General features: G+C 68.7%; 19 protein-coding genes. 3 read left to right on the plus strand and 16 right to left on the minus strand.

The annotated features are described in order from the left end of the window. The first annotated feature begins 8 nt into the window (after positions 1–8). A complete protein-coding gene (locus tag MW290_RS11970; RefSeq protein ID WP_250194877.1) occupies positions 9–761 on the plus strand; it encodes a hypothetical protein in 753 nt (250 codons plus the stop codon). A 1-nt stretch (position 762) separates the two neighbouring features. On the opposite strand, the gene MW290_RS11975 is transcribed toward MW290_RS11970, so the two are convergent. Next, positions 763–1,851 carry a phosphotransferase gene (locus MW290_RS11975; RefSeq protein ID WP_250194878.1) on the minus strand — a complete coding sequence of 363 codons (1,089 nt, stop codon included), beginning with the start codon at positions 1,849–1,851 and terminating at the stop codon, positions 763–765. A 49-nt stretch (positions 1,852–1,900) separates the two neighbouring features. Further along, positions 1,901–2,605, minus strand: coding sequence for a Crp/Fnr family transcriptional regulator (locus MW290_RS11980; RefSeq protein WP_250196666.1), 705 nt, complete (start codon positions 2,603–2,605; stop codon positions 1,901–1,903). Between the two features lie 92 nt (positions 2,606–2,697). Between MW290_RS11980 and MW290_RS11985 the strand changes: the two genes are divergently transcribed. Further along, a complete protein-coding gene (locus MW290_RS11985; protein ID WP_375142754.1) occupies positions 2,698–3,474 on the plus strand; it encodes a class II aldolase/adducin family protein in 777 nt (258 codons plus the stop codon). A 22-nt stretch (positions 3,475–3,496) separates the two neighbouring features. Here the strand turns inward: MW290_RS11985 and MW290_RS11990 are convergent, their stop codons facing one another. Next, positions 3,497–4,135: an enoyl-CoA hydratase-related protein gene (locus tag MW290_RS11990; RefSeq protein WP_250194879.1), complete on the minus strand. Its 639-nt coding sequence runs from the start codon at positions 4,133–4,135 to the stop codon at positions 3,497–3,499. Between the two features lie 140 nt (positions 4,136–4,275). Here MW290_RS11990 and MW290_RS11995 point away from each other — a divergent pair, with 140 nt between their 5' ends. Further along, positions 4,276–4,785: a hypothetical protein gene (locus MW290_RS11995; protein ID WP_250194880.1), complete on the plus strand. Its 510-nt coding sequence runs from the start codon at positions 4,276–4,278 to the stop codon at positions 4,783–4,785. A gap of 46 nt (positions 4,786–4,831) precedes the next feature. Here the strand turns inward: MW290_RS11995 and MW290_RS12000 are convergent, their stop codons facing one another. The 13 genes from MW290_RS12000 to MW290_RS12060 all read right to left on the minus strand — a co-directional run bounded on the left by MW290_RS12000 (position 4,832) and on the right by MW290_RS12060 (position 17,788). Continuing rightward, positions 4,832–5,620, minus strand: coding sequence for a DNA adenine methylase (locus MW290_RS12000; RefSeq protein ID WP_250194881.1), 789 nt, complete (start codon positions 5,618–5,620; stop codon positions 4,832–4,834). A gap of 139 nt (positions 5,621–5,759) precedes the next feature. Then, on the minus strand, positions 5,760–6,290 hold the full coding sequence (locus MW290_RS12005; RefSeq protein WP_250194882.1) for a hypothetical protein: 531 nt from the start codon (positions 6,288–6,290) through the stop codon (positions 5,760–5,762). Position 6,291: 1 nt separating this feature from the next. Next, positions 6,292–6,618: a hypothetical protein gene (locus MW290_RS12010; protein WP_250194883.1), complete on the minus strand. Its 327-nt coding sequence runs from the start codon at positions 6,616–6,618 to the stop codon at positions 6,292–6,294. 11 nt (positions 6,619–6,629) lie between these two features. Beyond that, positions 6,630–10,715: a TipJ family phage tail tip protein gene (locus tag MW290_RS12015; protein WP_250194884.1), complete on the minus strand. Its 4,086-nt coding sequence runs from the start codon at positions 10,713–10,715 to the stop codon at positions 6,630–6,632. Then, positions 10,705–11,439 (minus strand): tail assembly protein, encoded by a 735-nt coding sequence (locus MW290_RS12020; RefSeq protein ID WP_250194885.1) that lies wholly within the window; start codon positions 11,437–11,439, stop codon positions 10,705–10,707. The genes MW290_RS12015 and MW290_RS12020 overlap by 11 nt, the downstream gene beginning before the upstream one ends. Then, on the minus strand, positions 11,436–12,164 hold the full coding sequence (locus MW290_RS12025; RefSeq protein ID WP_250194886.1) for a C40 family peptidase: 729 nt from the start codon (positions 12,162–12,164) through the stop codon (positions 11,436–11,438). Before MW290_RS12025 ends, MW290_RS12020 begins: the two co-directional genes overlap by 4 nt. 3 nt (positions 12,165–12,167) lie before the next feature. Continuing rightward, entirely contained in the window at positions 12,168–12,872 is a 705-nt protein-coding gene (locus MW290_RS12030; RefSeq protein ID WP_250194887.1) for a phage minor tail protein L, read from the minus strand. Then, positions 12,869–13,216 (minus strand): phage tail protein, encoded by a 348-nt coding sequence (locus MW290_RS12035; RefSeq protein WP_250194888.1) that lies wholly within the window; start codon positions 13,214–13,216, stop codon positions 12,869–12,871. Before MW290_RS12035 ends, MW290_RS12030 begins: the two co-directional genes overlap by 4 nt. Beyond that, positions 13,213–15,594: a phage tail tube protein gene (locus MW290_RS12040; RefSeq protein ID WP_250194889.1), complete on the minus strand. Its 2,382-nt coding sequence runs from the start codon at positions 15,592–15,594 to the stop codon at positions 13,213–13,215. Before MW290_RS12040 ends, MW290_RS12035 begins: the two co-directional genes overlap by 4 nt. Positions 15,595–15,611: 17 nt before the next feature. Next, positions 15,612–16,052, minus strand: a complete 441-nt coding sequence (locus tag MW290_RS12045; protein WP_250194890.1) for a phage tail terminator protein — start codon at positions 16,050–16,052, stop codon at positions 15,612–15,614. After that, the gene (locus MW290_RS12050) at positions 16,049–16,495 is read right to left on the minus strand and encodes a gp436 family protein (RefSeq protein WP_250194891.1); all 447 of its coding nucleotides are present in this window, start codon (positions 16,493–16,495) and stop codon (positions 16,049–16,051) included. Before MW290_RS12050 ends, MW290_RS12045 begins: the two co-directional genes overlap by 4 nt. A gap of 123 nt (positions 16,496–16,618) precedes the next feature. Then, positions 16,619–16,858 (minus strand): HI1506-related protein, encoded by a 240-nt coding sequence (locus MW290_RS12055; protein WP_250194892.1) that lies wholly within the window; start codon positions 16,856–16,858, stop codon positions 16,619–16,621. Positions 16,859–16,894: 36 nt separating this feature from the next. Continuing rightward, a complete protein-coding gene (locus tag MW290_RS12060) occupies positions 16,895–17,788 on the minus strand; it encodes a Mu-like prophage major head subunit gpT family protein (protein WP_250194893.1) in 894 nt (297 codons plus the stop codon). Positions 17,789–17,795 lie beyond the last annotated feature (7 nt).

Genomic DNA, 17,795 nt, shown 5'->3' on the forward strand with positions numbered 1-17,795 from the left:
AGATCCCCATGTTCCAGACCCTGAAGCGCCTGCTGTCCGGCGGCTCCAACCCACCCGGCTGGGACGCCGTCGCCAGCTGGGCCGATTCGGCCGGCCACGCCTTCAAGCGCTCGCGCGACGGCAGCGGCTTCGTCATCGAATCGGGTGTGCCGGCCCAGGGCTGGCGGCTGGAGTGGGGTCCTTCGCAGCGCGGCTATCTGCCGGGCCAGGAACTGCGGCTGCGCGGCGACCTCAAGGGCGGGCAGGACCTGCAGATGATGATCGTCTCGCGTCAGCTGATGGAGTCGCTGGAAAAGCAGGTGTTCGAGCAGTTCACCGAAGGCCTGCAGACCCGCATCGACACCGAGACGCCCGAGGAAATGCGCTGGCTGGTGCTGTACCCCAAGGCACCGCAGATCGATTCCAAGCTGCTGAAGGAAGCCTTCGGCACGGTGGCCAACAGCACCGGCGCCATCGAGCAGTGGCTGGTGGGCCCGCTGTCGTCGCGGCTGCTGGAAGCGCGCGGCCAGTGGCTGGCAGCCGACGATCCGCTGCTGCTGATCGCGCTGCGTGGCCGCCTGACGCTGCGCACCCGCATGCCCGAGCCCGATGCCACCCGGCTGCGCGCCATCGTGGGCCTGTTCGAAACTGCGCTGCGCGAAGGCCGGCGCGCGGTGGAGCTGTGGACCACCTCGGCCCACGCCAGCACCCAGCCCAGCCTGTTCAACAGCGGCGGGGCGCCGGCCGATTCTGGCCTGGGCGACGCCGGTCGCGGCGCCTGACTCAACCCACGGCGCCGGCCTGCTGCGCAAAGCGCCAGCCGATCTCGGCCAGCGGCCGGGCGGCCATGGCCTGCAGCCGGGCCTCGTCGCTGGCGGCGGTGCCGTCCTCCACCCGCTTGGCGATGCCTTGCAGGATGGCCGCGATGCGGAACAGGTTGTAGGCCAGGTAGAAGTTCCAGTCGGCGCGCAAGGCCTGCAGGTCGCTGCGGCCGGTGCGCTCGCCGTAGCGGCGCAGGTAGGCGTCTTCGTCGGGGATGCCCAGCGCCGCCAGGTCCAGCCCCTCGATGCCGCGGCCCACGGTGTGCGGGATGTGCCAGCTCATCATGTGGTAGCTGAAGTCGGCCAGCGGGTGGCCCAGCGTGCTCAGCTCCCAGTCCAGCACCGCCAGGATGCGCGGCTCGGTGGGGTGGAAGATCACGTTGTCCAGCCGGTAGTCGCCGTGCACCACGGCCACCTCGGCCTCGTCGCGCGCACCCGGGGGGATGTGGGCCGGCAGCCACTCGATCAGCTGGTCCATGGCCGGGATCGGCTGGGTGATGGAGGCCTGGTACTGCCGGCTCCAGCGGCCGATCTGGCGCTCGAAGTAGTTGCCGGGCTTGCCATAGCTTTCCAGGCCGGCCGCACGCACGTCCACCGCATGCAGCGCCGCGATCACGCGGTTCAACTCGTCGTAGTGGGCGGCGCGTTCGGCCGGCTGCATGCCGGGCAGCGACTGGTCCCACAGCACCCGGCCGGGCACGAAGTCCATCAGGTAGAAGGCGCGGCCGATCACCGATTCGTCCTCGCACAGCAGGTGCATGCGAGGCACCGGCACGGCAGTGTCGGCCAGTGCCCGCATCACGCGGTATTCGCGCTCGATCGCATGGGCCGAGGGCAGCAACCTGGCCACCGGGCCCGGCTTGCTGCGCATCACGTAGCTGGCCGTGGGCGTCACCAGCTTGTAGGTAGGGTTGGACTGCCCGCCCTTGAACTGCTCCACCGTGATGGGGCCCTGCAGCGCGGGCAGGTGCTGCGCCAGGTACTGCTGCAGCGCATCCGTGTCGAAGGCATGGCGCTCGCTGACGGCTTTGGTGCCGGTGAAGGCTTGCATGCGGGGGGTCTCCTTGTGGTGTGTTCTGCGGGGCGGGCGGGCAGGGGCCTCAGCGGTCGGACAGCTGCAACAGCTTTTCGCGTGACAGCACCACCAGCCGCGTGGGCTCCACCCGCACCGCGCCTTCGCGCTCGAAGCCCTTGAGCTCCTGGTTCACCCGCTGGCGCGAGGCGCCCAGCAGCTGAGCCAGGTCTTCCTGCGCCAGCTGCAGGCTGATGCGGATCTCCTCTCCCTGCTCGATGCCGTAGCTCTTGGCCAGCAGCAGGATCTGCTTGGCCAGCCGCGCGGCCAGCGGGCGGGTGTTCAGGTCCTCGATCTGGTCGAACATCAGCCGCAGGCGGCGGCAGTTCAGGCGCAGCAGCGCGTCGTACAGCTCCACGTGCTGGCTCAGCAGCTCGCGGAAATCGGGCTTGCGCACCTGCAGCACGGTGGTGGGGCCGTGGGCGTTGGCATCGTGGGTGCGGCCCAGGCCATCGAAGAGGGCGATGTCGCCGAACCAGGTGCCGGGCTCCACGTAGGTGAGCGTGATCTGCTTGCCCGAGAGCGATACGGAGCTGACGCGCACGGCGCCGGCTGCCACGCCGCACCAGTCGTCGGCGGGCTGGCCGCGGGTGGACAGCAGCGCGCCATCGGCATAGCGGCGCACGTTGGCGCGCGCCAGGATGGCCTGCCGCAATGGCAGCGACAGCCGGGAAAACCACGACCCTTGGTCGATGTTCTGTCGTTCGGCGGGGGTGAGGGCGGGGGTGAAAATCGGGCTGTTCATGGCATGTCCCTGAGGCGACAGCAATCATCGCCGCACGCTGGGTATTGTCCACATACTGAAGTTTCTAATTGTCCGGAGACATGACCATGGCCCCCATCGAGATCCCGAGCCTGCGCGGCACCGTCAGCGAAGCCGAATGGCAGGCGCGTGTGGATCTGGCCGCGGCCTACCGGCTGGTGGCCCTGTTCAAATGGGACGACCTGGTGTTCACCCACATCAGCGCCCGCGTGCCGGGCACCGAAGACCAGTTCCTGATCAACCCCTATGGGCTGATGTTCGAGGAGATCACCGCCAGCAGCCTGATCAAGGTGAACCTGGCCGGCGAGAAGCTGGAAGTCTCGCCCTTCCCGGTCAACCCGGCGGGCTTCACCATCCACAGCGCCATCCATGCCGAGCGGCACGACGCGGCCTGTGTGCTGCATGTGCACTCGCTCAACGGCATTGCGGTGTCGGCGCAGAAGGGCGGCGTGCTGCCGCTGTCGCAGCAGTCCATCTTCGTGATGAACTCGCTGGGCTACCACGACTATGAAGGCGTGGCGCTGAACGAGGACGAGAAGCCGCGGCTGGTGCGCGACCTGGGCCGCAACACCTTCCTGATGCTGCGCAACCACGGCCTGCTGACCGTCGGCCGCACCGTGGCCGATGCCTTCCTGTCGATGTACCTTTTCGAGTCGGTGTGCACCATCCAGGTCCGGGCGCAGGCCGGCGGCGGTGAGCTGATCCACGTCTCGCCCGACATCATCGCCACCGCGCGTGAGCAGTCACGCCAGATCACCAAGGGCATGGGCCCGGGCGCGCTGGCCTGGCCCGGCCTGCTGCGCCGGCTGGAACGGCAGATGCCCGGCTTCGACCGCTGAAGCCGCGGGGCCGGGGGCGCCGTCAGCCCACGCGCCGCTGCGCCGCCGCCAGGTACCACTCCTTGGCCGCGGCGATGCGCTCGGCGGGCACGTTGCCCAGCTTGTGGCCCCAGCGCAGCGCCTGGGCCACGGCCTCGCCGGGCGGTACCACCTCGTTGGCCAGGCCCATGCCGTGCAGGCGCTGGGCGCTCAAGGCCTCGGTCAGCCACAGCAGCTGCATCGCCAGCGGACGCGGCAGCTGCAGGCTCAGCGCGGCGGCAGCTTCGGGCTGCGTCCACGAGAAGCAGGCGTCATCCGCCGCGATCACCACGTCGCAGGCCAGCGCCAGCACGAAGCCGGCGTCCACCGCATGGCCTTCGACCGCAGCGATGATGGGCTTGGGGCTGCTGCGCATCACGTCCAGCAGGCCGTCGAAGGCGGCCTGGAAGCCGCCGGGACCCGGTTCGTCGTGGCCGGCGGCATGCAGGTCGGCACCGGCGCAGAAGTGGGCGCCGTCGCCGTGCAGCACGATGCAGTGCACGTCGGGTGCATCGGCCGCGTTGTTGATGGCCTCGATGCCCGCCGCGCAGGCCTGGGCCGACAGGCGGTTGCGTGTGGCCGGGTCCTTCAGGGTGAGCAGCAGCGTGTGCTCGCGGCGTTCGGTCAGCAGTTCGGAAGACATCGTCAAGACAGGCCCTGACAGGCCGATAAGGGCTGCAAGTCATTGTGTCACGCGGTCTTGTCGCCCCCCGGGCGACCGCGGGACCGCATGCTAGAGTGATTCGTTACCCCCACGCCGCCGTTTCCAACGCCACCCGACGCATGAGCGATGCTGCTGTTCGTCGCCGTTCCTGGGCGCCTGCCTGGCACCTGGGCCTGCGCGCCACTGCGGCGGCTGCCATGGTGCTGACCCTGGCGTCGGCCGGCGCGCAGCCGGCGTCGGCGCCGGCCCAGGGCCTGTCACCGGCCGCCGGCTTGCCGACCCTGGCGGCCTCCACGCCCGAGGCGCGGCTCGAAGAGCTGGCGCAGACACTGGCGCAGCTGCGCAGCGCCGAGGCTGGCCGCCAGGCGCAGACCGCCCAGCTGCTGGAACAGGTCAAGCACCTGCGCGGCCAGGTGGAGTGGCACGAAGCGGTGCTGCCCTGGCTGGGCGCGGCGCTGGCCCTGCTGGCCGGCGGCCTGGGCCTCACGGCCCGGGCCCTGCTGCGCCGCCCGCGGGCTCGGCCGGCAGCTGCGGGCGCGCGCCCGCCCGAGCCGCGTGCTTCGGTGCCGCCGTCTGATGCCGCGCGCGAAAAATCGGGCCTCGGCGGTGCGATAAACGGTAGGCGCTGAGTGTTTCCGGGATGGAAACGAAATTGCGCCCTCAGAAAGCCAGACTCTAGAACAAGCCGGCCGGCTCTGCCTCGCGGTCCCAGCTGTAGATGATCAGCTCGTTCCTGGTGGCGGCCTTGGCGCCCCCGCCCACCGTGTAGTCGATTCTCAGCGTCTCCGTCTGGAAGGCCGCGAAGCACCGCCGGATGTCGGGGTGGTCGTTGAGTGACACGATGGCCTTGCCCTTCAGCGTGGCCAGCCTGGCCGCCAGGCGCTCGTACTGCTCCCACTCGAACGGCACGCCATAGCCCTCGGTCTCCCAATACGGCGGATCGCAGTAGAAGAGGCTGTGGGGCCGGTCGTACTTGTCAATGCACGTCGCCCAGTCCAGGCGCTCGATGTAGGCCCCTGAGAGCCGCAGATGGGCCGCGCTGAGGCTTTCCTCGATGCGCAGGAGGTTGACCGGCGGCGCGGTGGTGGCGGTGCCCCAGGTCTGGCCGTCGACCTTGCCACCGAACGCCTGGTGCTGAAGGTAGTAGAAGCGCGCGGCCCGCTGGATGTCCGTCAGCGTGTGCGGCGGGGTGTCCTGCAGCCACTTGAACACTTCGCGGCTGCTGAGCGCCCACTTGAACTGGCGCACGAACTCCTCGAGGTGGTTCTGCACGACGCGATACAGGGTGACCAGGTCGCCATTGACGTCGTTGATGACCTCGACCGGCGCCGGGTGGCGCAGGAAGTACAGCGCAGCGCCGCCCGCGAAGACCTCGACGTAGCACTCGTGGGGCGGGAAGCGGCTCAGCAGGGTGTCAGCGATGCGTCGCTTACCACCCAGCCAGGGGATGATGGGGCTTGCCATACGGAAACGACCTTTCCAAATGAGAAACTCGCCCCGCCTCCCGGGAGGTGGCAGGGCCTTGGCCAGATCGCAGGTACAGACTGCGGGAAGGTGGCTCACGGTGGCGCTGCAACGCCGGCGTGGGCCGCCCTGTTCTTACCTACCAGGACGCCGGGATGGAAGGCACCACGACGGCCTGCAGCGCCTCGGCGCTATCGGTGGCCAGCATGGCCTGGCGCGCGGCGCGCAGCTCGGCCTTGAGCTCGTTCAGGGCCACCAGGCGGTCACGCGATTCGGTGGGGATCGGCTGGCCCAGCGCGATGGCCTCGGTGATCTCGCCGGCCAGGCGCGGCACGCGCAGGTCCAGCGACGCCAGCAGCTGCTCAACCTCCTGAGCGCGCTCCAGCTGAAGCGCCAGCAATGTCTTCACGGGCAGGTAGTCGCGCGTCGCCTCATCCCATGACCAGGTCACCCACGGCGTCGCGGCCGGCGCCGGGCGCTGCCAATCCACCAGCTCGCCGGTGCCGGCCACGTCGACGCGCTGGCGCTGCGGATCCACCTCGCCCCTCCACAGGCCGCAGCCGAAGTGCCGCTCACGATCGATGCGCTCAGCGTCGGGCTCGGGGTCAAAGCCGAAGGCGGCGCCGGTGAAGACGCCGTCGACGAGCCGGAACTGCCAGTAGGTGCTCATGTCACTTCTTGTAGAGGCGGCACCGAACGCGCAGCTTGCGCGCGGAGATCGAGCCGGCGCCGCCCAGCGTGTAGCCGAGCAGTTCGATGCCGACGAAAACGGGCACGTTGCCGCCCGGGTAGTCGCGCTCCAGCACAGCGGTGTTGTTGGTGAGATTCATGGTGGCGGTCAGGCGATCCGAACCCTCGCCGACGAGGCAGCGCAGTGCGAGCTGCCACGTGCCGTTGTTGGCCACCGGATCGGAGTTGGAGACGCTCCACTTGCCGGAGAACGTCACCTGCAGCCGCCCGGATCTGCTGGAAACAAAGTAGCCGCTAGGAAATCCCATGAGCTCGGCCCTCAGGTGTTGGTCGAGATGCCATAGCCGATCTCGTCGTAGTTGTCATAGCTCTCCACGACTGCCGCGTCGATGATCTCGTCGGTGTTGACTGCATTGATGGTGGCCAGAGCGCCCAGGCGGGATTTGGCGTTGGCTGCGATGCGGTCCAGGACGGACTGCCTGGCGGTGTAAGCGTTGAACCAGAAGCCGCGCCACTCCGCGCCGTTGATCGGCGTGTCCTGGTTGAGGTCGCCCCACGCCGGGTACAGCGAAACCAGATAACTGGCCAGGGCGCCCACCGCTGAGGTGTAGTTGTTCCTTTCGGTCGTCACCGCGTAGTTGTCGGCCTGCCCTAGGATGCCGGGCTGTTCAGTGGCCAGCACGTTCCAGTCCTGCACCGCCCGCGACTTTTCGAGTCTGCTGAGCACGTTGTCGCTGGAAATGTTGTTGATGTAGGCCAGCGCGCTAGAGGCGTTGGTCTGGGCCGTCGAGGCCGCCGAGGCTGCCGCATCGGCCGCGGCCTGCGCCTGGGCGGTACTGCTCATCGGGCCGTAGTGAATGTCGGCCAGCTCGCCGCCGGCGGTGGCAAAGGAGCTATCGAAGTGCAGCGCATCCGTTGTGAGCCACATCAGCTGCCGCAAGATGACGCCGTTGCGGCTGTAGCGCAGGGTCACCCCGTCGTACCACACCAGCAGGCGGTCGCCGGGGGCATAGGGTCCGAAGACCCCCTGCGAATAGGCCGATTCGTAGATCTCCAGCAGGCCATCCGAACGGCAATAGATGGCCGCGTCGATGGTCAGGTAGCTGGTGCTGCTCTCAGGGTCTCGGTTGAGGCCGAACATGATGCCGGCGTTGGCGGCCCGAGGTGTTGCGCCAGCAAAAGCGCCACCGACATAGCCATCCGGCGAGTACACGTCACCGTCCCACTCCTGACCTGTACCCGGCACTTTGCTGGCGACACTGCCACTGATGCGGGCGGTGCCGCGAGCCACCAGGCGCAGGCTGCTATTGGCGTTGAGGTCGCCCACGTAGTGAAAGTCGCGCAGGCTGTTGGGCGAGCTCTTGTTGCCGCTCATCAGGACTTGGCCGCTGACCAGCTGGAAGCTGATGTCCAGCCAGGCACGGGTGTCGTCGTCGACTGTGCCTGAGTAGCTGTCCCAGCCGGCGCCTTCACCGATGCCGGCGGTGCCCAACAGCAGGTAGGCTGACCTGGATTTGAAATCCAGCTTCTCGAACACCGTGCGGTTCGCACCACACCAGTAAAGCGCGTTGGGCAAGCCGCCCGACAGGCGGTTGCGCTGCGGCTCGTCCCAGGTCATCACTGCCACCGGCGTACCCACTGGCGTGGCCATGATGTCTGCCGCCAGCTGCGCCGCGCCGCGGCCTTGCCCGGGGTGGGGCCAGGAGTTGTCGGCCGGATCGAACACGTCATAGTGGCCGATGAAAGAGATGGCCTGCGACGGGCTGGTGGCTTGGCGGTTCAGGCGAACGAACAGATAGCTTCGCTGGGCACCCACCAGCAGCTCGCCCGTCTCGCCGTTGTAGATGCCGGCCGCCAGTGAACTTCCGGTGTCGCTGAACCCCCGCGACACGCACCTGAACAGCATCGGCCGCCCCTGGATCTGCCCCCAGGCCAGCAGCTCTTCGAAGCCCACCGTCACCGGGATCAGCAGCGGGTTGACCGACTCGTTGCCGCTGCTGTCGCGGTGGCGCACCCAGATCTGGTACTCACCGGCGGCCGGCCGCAGCCAGGCGTAGGTGGTGCCCGAGACGCGGGTGTCGGCGATGGTGTCCAGCGGCACCGAGTCTTCGTAGCTGTCGCCCATGCGCAGCTCGGTGTCGAGGTAGTCGATATCAGGGGGCTGATCCCAGTACAGCGTGATGCCCGTGGTGCTGACGCTGTAGCCGCCACCGGTGGGGTCTGCCGGCGGCCGCTGCTTGCCCTGCAGCACCTGGCTGGCCAGGGTCGGCACCGACTCGAAGCCCAAGCTGTTGACGGCCCGCACCTTCACCTCCAACAGGCCGGGGCTTAGGCCCAGGATGTCGGTCGACAGCGCCGCGGTGGGCGTCATCTCCACCCACGAGCCCGACTCGTGCCGGTAGGTGACCACGAAGGTCTGCCCAGGCTGGCGAGCCTTCCAGCCCACGGTCACACGGATGGTGGGCACGTTGGCCACCATCGCGTACGACTCGACGATGGTCACGTCGAAAGGCGGCAGCGGCGTGACGGTGAGCCGCGAGGTGTGCTTAGGCTCCAGCTTGACGCCGAGCTCCACCGCGTCGAACTTGCGCGGGTCATGCGACACGGCCAGCACCGAGTACTGGTCGTCGCCGCGGCCCTCGGTCACCTGCAGGCAGCGCCAGGTGGTGGGCTCGACCTGGTCGGAGCTGAGGATCCACGGCAGCTCAGGCGTGGGCACCTCGCTGAACGCCGGCACCACGTTGATGACCTGGGTGGTGCCGACGAACGTGGGCACGGCCCGCGACTCGATGCGGTAGCCATCGGCGGTTGGGAACTGCACCAGCAGCGTGTAGGTCTCGCCGTCACGCAGGTCGACCTCGGCATCCAGGGTCACCGCGGTGGCCGTGGCCGACCGCACCAGGCCGCCCAGCCGCTCGCCGGCCTCGGACGGGTCGGCGATCTCGAACACCTCGCCGGGCAGCACCAGCGCCCCTTCAGCGCCCACGGTGAATGCCACCAGCTCCTGCTCATACTCCTCGGTGTAGGCCAGCCAGCGCGCGATGCGCTGCGCCTGGCCGCGCGACCACACGCCGATGGGGCTGAGCTGCACCTCGCGCACGCCGTAGCGCTTGACCAGGTGGTCGGGCGCGTACACCTCGGGCACCCGCTTGCCGAACTGCTCGCGGTCGTTGAACCAGACGATGAAAACGCTGTGCCTCGTGGTGTCGGAGACCGACTGGTAGGTGAAAACGCCATCCACCACCTTGGCCGGCGTGTACAGCAGCGCCGAGTCGCGCGGGCTGTCCTGCACCACGTGCACCTGCGAGCCGGCCCACAGCACGATGGCGCGGAACACCGCAGCCAGGTCGCGCAGCGCCTGCATGGCCTGGACGGGGGTGTTGAGCACCAGGTGGCAGGTGAAGCGTGGCTCCATGCCACCGCGGCCGTCGGGCACCAGACCGTCGCAGTATTGCGCGATCTCGTAGAGCACCCACTTGTTGGCCATGCCCTCGCTGAGCACATTGCCGGCGCCGTAGCGCTTGGTCAGCGCCAGGTCGCGGAACTGCCAGCCGGGGTTGTCGGTCCAGGCCAGCTTGAAGGTGCCGTCCCACACGCCGGTGTAGGCCCGCGTGATGGGGTTGTAGTTGCTCGGCACCTCCACGAGCAGGCCCAGCCAGTCATAGATGCGCGTGGGGATGCGCTGAAACTGGCGACCGCTCAGCACCGTGCCCACCATCGCCGAGTGCGGATAGGAGAGCTTCAGACGCCGGATGACCGTGTACGAGGTCCACGTGAATGCATTGGCGTTGGAGGTGCTGTCCGGGTCGTTGGTGAGGCGCCGCACGCGCACCTGGTAGGGGCTGCCGCCGAGCAGGTTGACCTGGGCCGCAAAGCTCGTGGCCACCACGGTCTTGCCGACGATCTTCTCGCGGTGGCGCTCGACCCAGCCGCCGCCGTTGCTCTGCACGTCGATCGCGAACTCGAACTCGCTGCCCTTGATGTCGCCATCGTCCTGCTTGAGCAGCTGCTGCACGGTGAGCGTGACGCGCACCGCATCCGCCTCGCCGGGCACGTTGCGCACGATGGGCGCTGCCTGGGTCACCTCGACGCCCACGCCGATCTCGGCCTCCACCGTGTCGAAGCCGGCCAGCGCCAGCGCGCCCTTGGTGCCGCCACCAGGTGCGCCGACGTTGACGGTGACCTTAGGGTCTTCGAAGTTCAGCGACCCATCGGCGTTCATGACCGGGACGCCGTCGAAGTAGACGCTGCGCAGGCCGGCCACCAGCCCGCCGCACTCGCCCTCACCGATCAGGTCCAGGATGTGGGCGGTCTGCAGCGACCGCAGGGTGTCCTTCTCCTCGCTGCCGCCACCGCCGCCCTTGGCGCCCTGCAGGATGAGCGCGGTCGATTGATCAGAGGCCATCGCTGGTGTTGCTCGTGGGCGGGTAGGGTTCAGGGTCGATGGGCTGCTCAGCGGGCAGCGGCTGCGGCGTCGGCAGCACGCCAGGGTCCAGCCAGGTGCCGTCGCTGTCACGCGCGCGCAGCGCAGTGCTGATGCCCCCCGAGACGACGATGGAGCCTGCGAACACGCGGCCGTAGATCACCGGTACCGGCCCGCCGGCGTCAGCGCTGTTCTGCGGGCCATCGTCGAAGCCATAGCTCTTCTCGTCCTCGGTCTGGCCACGGCCGCCCTTGCGCTGCGGGCTAAGCAGCTGAGCCACGCCACTGACCACCATCGCAGCGCCCACTCCGCCAGCGCCTGCGAAAACGGCGAACTGCCCGGCAAAGAGGCCGAGGGGGTTCCAGATGGTCAGCGCGATGAGCGCGACGCCCAGGATCACCTGCAGCACACCGCCGCGCTTGGCACCCTCGACCACAGGCACGATGCGGATGGGCTCGGTGCGGCCCACCAGCTCGTCGGTGGCATCCGGCGCCACGTCCACGCGCTTCGCACCGCGGCCGATGAAGACGTGATAGGCCTTGCGGCCATCGGGTCCCAGGAAGGCCCGCCGAAAGCCCGGCAGCACCGCGCAGAGCGCGCGGGCGGCTTCCTGAGGGGTGCGCACGTCCAGGCGGTGCAGGCGGCCGAACTGGCGGCCCAGCGCCCCGTACAGGCGCACCTCACGCAGTGCCGGCGCCGCGATCATGCGAGGCTCCGGTGGCGCACCACCTTCATGGTGTTGCGCTGCCAGGCGCCGCCGTACACGGTGCGCTCGCTCAGCCGGCCCCACAGGTGGTGCAGCATCACCCCGTTGCCGAGGTACACCGCGCCGTGGTTGGCCTGCTCGGACCGGATGCGCATCAGCAGCACGTCATGCGGCCGCAGCTCGCCCTGCGCCTCGACAAAGCCGGCTTCGGCAAAGTGCTTCATGTAAAGGTCTTCGCCGCGCGTCCACCAGTCGTCGGAGCGATCGAAGTCCGGCAGCTGGATGCTCAGCTCGCGCACGAAGTGGTCCTGGATGATGGAATAGCAATCGAGCACGCCGTGGCTGAACTCGCGGCCCACCAGCGGTGCCGACCAGCCTTCGGGCGCCACCTCCTTGATCACGCCGCTGGGCCAGCCCACGATGAGCCAGGGCAGGCCCGATCGCTCGCAGCCCACGCGGTCGGCCATGCTGGGGTTGGCGCTGGCGTTGGGGTGGCTGTGCACCACCGCCACCACCTCGCCCAGGTCCTCGGCCGCGGCCCAGGCCGCGGGACCGATGCGGAAGCGGTCATCGCCACCGCTGGGGTGCACATTGGCGCAGCGCATGTAGTGCAGCTGCTGCGTGTCAGCGCTGCGCACCAGCAGGCCGCAGCACTCGCGCGGGGCCTCGTCGGCCGCGTGGCTGATCAGCGCATCCCGCAGCTCATCGGTCAGGGTGATCGTCATGGGTCAGACCTCTCGGAGCAGGCCGACGCCGGGGAAGATGCCGATGGGCAACAAGGCGTCGGCGCCGAAGCGCAACTTGCAGCCGCTGACCAGCAGGCTGCAGCGGTCTTCGGTGGGATTGCTGGTGGGCGTGTCATCGGCCTTGGCCACCGGCAGGCCGGCATAGCCGCAGTCGGCACTGCGGTACTCCCAGGTGCACACGGTGTTGCGGCACTGGCGCGCCGGCACCACGCGGCCGGGCTGATCCAACGGGTTGGCCAGCTCCCAGCTGATGCGGAACTTGTCGCGGTTGCCGATGCGATCGAAGACCCACACGTCATCGGCCAGCGCGGCGGTCGGGTCGGCGTCGGCGTTCACGCCGCCCGCGAAGTTGACTGCATCCAGGAAGCGCGCCCGCGTGCGCTTTCGGATGAGGCGGGCACCGATCAGCTTGTTGTACTCACGCACGGCGGCATTGAGGCTGCCGTACAGGTTGGACGCGGTGATGGTGGGCCGCGGCTGCGTGCCATCGGCACGCACGTCGAAGCCCTCGGCCTGGATGGGGAAGCCGACGTACTGCTCGCCCTGCCAGACCACCGGCTGCATCAGCTTGTTGAGCCCTGCATGCAGGCGGATCAGCGGGCCGTTGAGCGGCGTCAGGTCGATGACGTAGAGGTCGATACGGGCGCTGGGCGAGAGCTTGGCCAGCTCGGCGGCAATGGTGCTCATGGTGCGAAGCGTTGGACGAAGGTGGCCTCGATGTCGCTCTCGCCGACGACGTCGGTTTGCGAGCGGGTCCAGCTGCTGCAGATCACGAGGATGGGCGTGCTGGACCACAGCGGCGTCCACTGGAAGTACTCGACGCCGCCGCGGGCGCGCAGGAAGGCCACGATGGCATCGCCCGCCTCGCGGCTCACGCCGCGAAACGGCAGGCGCCACTGCTGGCTGATGGGGTTGAGGCCATCGGGCGCGGTCTGCACGTAGCCGTCGCCGAACTTGCTCTCCAGCACACGCGGCTGCTCGCTGAGCTGGGCGCCCGGGCTCTCGGCCCAGTCGAACACCGGATAGCTCATCGGCGGCCTCCCTGCTGCAGCACGCCGCCGGGCCGCTGCTCACGCGCCGCCCAGGTGGAGATGCGTGCATCGACCATCTGCGCCAGGTCCTGCGCCATCGCGTCGCCGCTGGCCTTGGCCTGCGCCTGGTCGCCGCTGGTCACCTGCACGGCCACCGAGATGTCGACGTTGCCCACCGAGCTGGTGCGGCCGAAGTTCTTGATGTGGCGCGGGTTGTCTTCGCGCAGTACTTCTTCGCCGTCGAGGGCGATGATGGCCCGCTCACGCGGCTTCAGGCCCACGATGCCCTCGGTGTGGTACCGCGGCGCGTAGGCCCACGCCGCCGGCGACACGGCCCGCGACATGCCCGATGACTGGCCCACCAAGCCGCCGCTGTGGAACAGCGACGCGACCCACGTCGCGGCCGTGCTGAGAAAGTTGCCACCACCGCCGCCGCCACCGCTGCCCAAGCTGCTGAACAGCTCCGTCACCCAGCTGCCCAGCTTGGAGAACAGCTGCTGCACGTAGCCCATGAACCCATCGCCCGAGCCTGCCTTGGGAAACAGGGTGTTGGCGATCTGCTCGCCCAGGCGCTGGTTGACGACGTTGAGCGCGCTGCGCGCGATGTCGCTGAAGAAGCCCTTGATGGCCTCGCCAGCCGTCTTGCTGCGCAGCTGCACGTCGGTCAGCGCCTGGCCGATGCCGGTGCCGATGGAGCTGCGCATGGTTCGCTCCAGCTCGGTCGATCGGTCGGCTAGGCGGTCAAGGTCCTGCGTGATCTGGGTGATGCGATTACGGTCGCCCTCGGTCTGCGCAGTGGCGTTGAGGATCGACAGCATCTCGCGCAGCTGCGGGAGAGCACGCGCGCGGGCCTCGAACTTCTGCGCCTCGGCTTCGACGGTGGTCAGCGCGCCCATCTGCACCTGGTCATCCAGGCCGCGCTCCAGCAGCTGCAGGCGCTCGATGTGATCAGCGTAGGCACGCTCGGCCTGGCGGAACTGCTCCTGCTGCACCTTCATGTCGATGAGCAGGAACACGCGCGAGGCATCGCCGCCCAGCTGCTTGACGCGCTCCAGCGTGGGCAGCAACGCGGCCGTCACACGCGCTTCGATCTGCTGGGCGGTCTCGGTACCGCCGAGCTGCGCGATCTCCTCCTCCACGCCGCGCAAGGTGGCCGCCAGCTCGCGCCGGTACCGCTCGGCTTCATTGGCCAGCTGGCGCGCCGCGTCGACCTGGTCGCGCTTCTTTTTCTCGATCTCGGTCTCGGTGCGCAGGATGTCCTGTTGCTGCTGCAGGATGGTCTCGCGCAGCTGCTCTTGCTCGTTGGCGGTCTTGGCGCTGCCGGCGCGCGACTCGTTCAGGGCCAGCACACGGCGCTGCTCGGCCAGCTTGGTCTGCAACTGCTGCAGCTCGCTGGCGGTGGCCTGCTGTTCCAGCTGGCCGCGCTCGGCCAGGTAGGTGGCCAGGTCGCGCAGGCCCAGCTCGAACTGCTCCTGGTTGAGCTGCGCCTCGCGGCCGATGCGGTCCTGCAGCAGCGCCAGCTCGCGGCTGTAGCGCTCTTTGACCTGGGCAATGCGGGTGAGCGTCTCGTCGGCCGTGAACTTGCGCAGCGCGTCCTTCTCGGCGTCGGCCTGCACCGCCAGCGCCGCACGTTTCTCCTCGGCCAGCTTGGCCTCGGTCGCGGCATCACCCGCCAGGCGGGCCGCGGCGATCTCCTTGTCCTTGGCGATCACGTAGGCCGCTCGCTCGTCGGCGAACTTCTTGACGATCTGGGCCCGGCTCTTGTTCTCGGACTCGAAGGCACGGACCGTGGCCGGGTCGCGCAGGTTGTACTCCTTGTCGGTGGCCTTGAGGCCGCCCAGCACCTTGACCGCGCCCGGGGTGTAGTCCGCCTTGAAGGGCTGCACGTAAGGGCCACCGGTGGTGATGTCCAGCAGCTTGATGGTGCCGCCGACGGCGTCGAGCTCGTAGCTGGCGGCCGGCAGCACCTTGGCACCACCGCCGGTGCTGTCCTTCACGGTCACCGCCGACACGTTGCGCGCCGGCAGCTTGATGACGTTGCCCACCACCAGGTCGGCCGGCGCCGACCAGCCCACCACCGCGGCGGTCGCAGCGGTCTCGGTCCACACGCCCGAGGTGATCAGCTCCAGGTTGAAGTCGTTCAGCGTCTTGAGCTGGATCTCCAGGCTGGCGCCCTTGCTCTGCGCCATGCGGAAGGCCACGCCGCGGTCGGCGCTGCGCGTGGTGTTCATTTCGACGTTGGGCGCCTGCTGCGTGAGCTTGAAAACGGGCGCTTCGCCGAGGTCGAAGCCGGCCTTGGGCGTGCCATCGGCGTTGCGCTCGTACATGGTGACGATGCCGACGCCGCTGAACGGCTGGAAGGTGAGGTCGCGTGCCATCGTGGGCTCCTGTGGGGTCAGAGGTTGAGGTCGATCGCGAACAGCAGGGGGAACATGCCCTCGGCCTTCGTGTAGTTGGGCGCAGGGCCTTGCGCGCGGCGCAGGCCACGCACGCAGCCCGCGGGCTTGAAGCCGCCCAGCGCACGCTGGATGCGGCCCAGCCAGGCGCCTGCAGCCTGCGATCGGGAGGCCCGGTTGCCCAGGCTTTCGTTGCGGATGAAGAGCACCACGAGCCAGCGCTGTGCGAAGGCCTGGCCGGCGCCGCCCATCGCCTGGTCACCGAACTGATCGCCGGCCCACAGCACCCACACCACGTGGGCGCGGCGCTCCGACTCACCGGCCGTCTGCAGGTCCTCGACCATCTCGACCGGCATGTCGCCGGCCAGCTGCTCCTGCAGCCGCTGCACCAGCAGCGGGCCGATGAACAGGTAGTCGTCGAGCAGCTGCTGCGCGCTCACCAGCGGCCCCTGTACGGATCGCAGGCCAGGTACTCGGCCTCGCGGCCCATGACCTTCTGGCCCGGCTCAAACATCACGCTGCCCAGGCCGGCCTGGTCGGGCACGTCGGCGGGCGCGGTGATCAGGATGTCGCCCTTGGCCACGCCGCGCAGGTAGTCCATGTGGCGCTTGACGTCGGCGCGCTCGTTGTCGCCGGCGTTGTCGCCCATCAGGCGCACCAGGGCCAGGTCGCAGCAGATGGTGCGCAGGATGGCCGGCACGGTGGCCAGCGGCAGCGCATAGCGGCCCACCAGGTAGCCGTCGATCTCGGCCGAGGCATCGGCCAGCTTGGTCTCCAGCACCGCGTCCACGATGGCGCCAGTGAGCGGGCTGTTGACGTCGGTCAGCTGCACCAGGCGCGGCGTGCCGTAGCGGTCGATCATGTCCTGGCGCGTCGCGTACATGGTGGGCCCAGTGAGGTGGTGCTGCTGTCGAAGGGGCAGGCCGTCGCGCCCGCTTGTCCCTCTACAGGCTCCCCGCGCAGGGGCGACGCCCCACGCGGATCAAAGCCCCGCTGCGGTGGGTTGTCAGGTGGTCTCGGCCGTGTCTTCAGCCGGGGTGATGTCGATGTCCTGCACGACGAGCTGGCCGCCGGGCTGGCCTTCGGCGCGGATCTGCTCTTCCTGCTCTTCGGTGAGCTCGCTGAGCGGCACGTCGGTCGGCTCGGCGCCGAACTGGCGGCCAGCGCGCCAGAAGCTCGGGCGGCGGGAGATGACACGCAGGCCCTTGTCGGCCGGGCGGCTGGGGATCTTCTTGCGGGTGGCCATGTCGGGCTCCGTTGAGTGGTGTGGAGGGGCTGCCGCTTACGACAGCCAGGGGCAGACCACCACCTCGGCGGTCTTGGCCATGACGTTGTCGGCGCCGTTGCTGAGCCGCTGGGCGTTCAGGATCTCGAGGGCCTGCTTCTCCAGCGTGGGCGGCACCAGCAGCACGTTGCCCTGGATGGCCAGGGGCTTGCCCTTGTCGCCCTTGAGGCTGCCCATCGCGGCGCGGGCGGCGCTGTAGTTGGCGATGTCCAGCGTCTGCTTGCTGGCATAGGCCAGGTGCGGCAGACCGAAGCCGGTGTTGACCCGCGCGTCCACGCCGTAGCGGAACTTCTTGCGCATGAACACCGCTTCGTCGCGCTCGTCGACCATGCCCACGAAGTTGTAGTCGCGGCGCTTCTGGAAGATGAAGGGCTTCATCGGCCGGCGCAGGTCCAGCAGATACCAGGCGGTGCTGGTGCCGCCCTGGAAGTTGCTCCAGGTGCCCATCGAGCCGTCTTCCAGCTCGACCGGGTGGTCGGTGTCGAAGAAGTACTGGCCGTCGTAGCACAGGCTGTTGAAGCCGCTGGCGATCAGCGAGAACACCAGCTCGTCGGGGTGGGTCTTCGACTCGCTGCCCATCTGCTGGATGATGGGCGTGTAGATGCCGATCTTGTCGTCCTCGATGTCGTCGCGGTCGACCTCGATCGACATTTCGAAGGGCTTGTTCTTGATGGTGTAGTCGCTGGTGCTCAGCGACTGCAGCACGCGGTCGCCCAGCCACTCGCGAAAGCGCGGCATGGTGCCCAGCCAGGCGTACTTTTCTTCGCTGGTCTGGCTCGGCACCACGGTGACGAAGCGTTCGAACATCGAGGGCGCCTGTTGCGCGGCGCCCTGGAAGATCATCTGGAAGCCGCGGAACATGTCCGCGAGGTTGGCGCGATTGATCAGCATCGGGGTC

Source organism: Aquincola tertiaricarbonis, assembly GCF_023573145.1.
GTDB lineage: Bacteria > Pseudomonadota > Gammaproteobacteria > Burkholderiales > Burkholderiaceae_C > Aquincola > Aquincola tertiaricarbonis_B.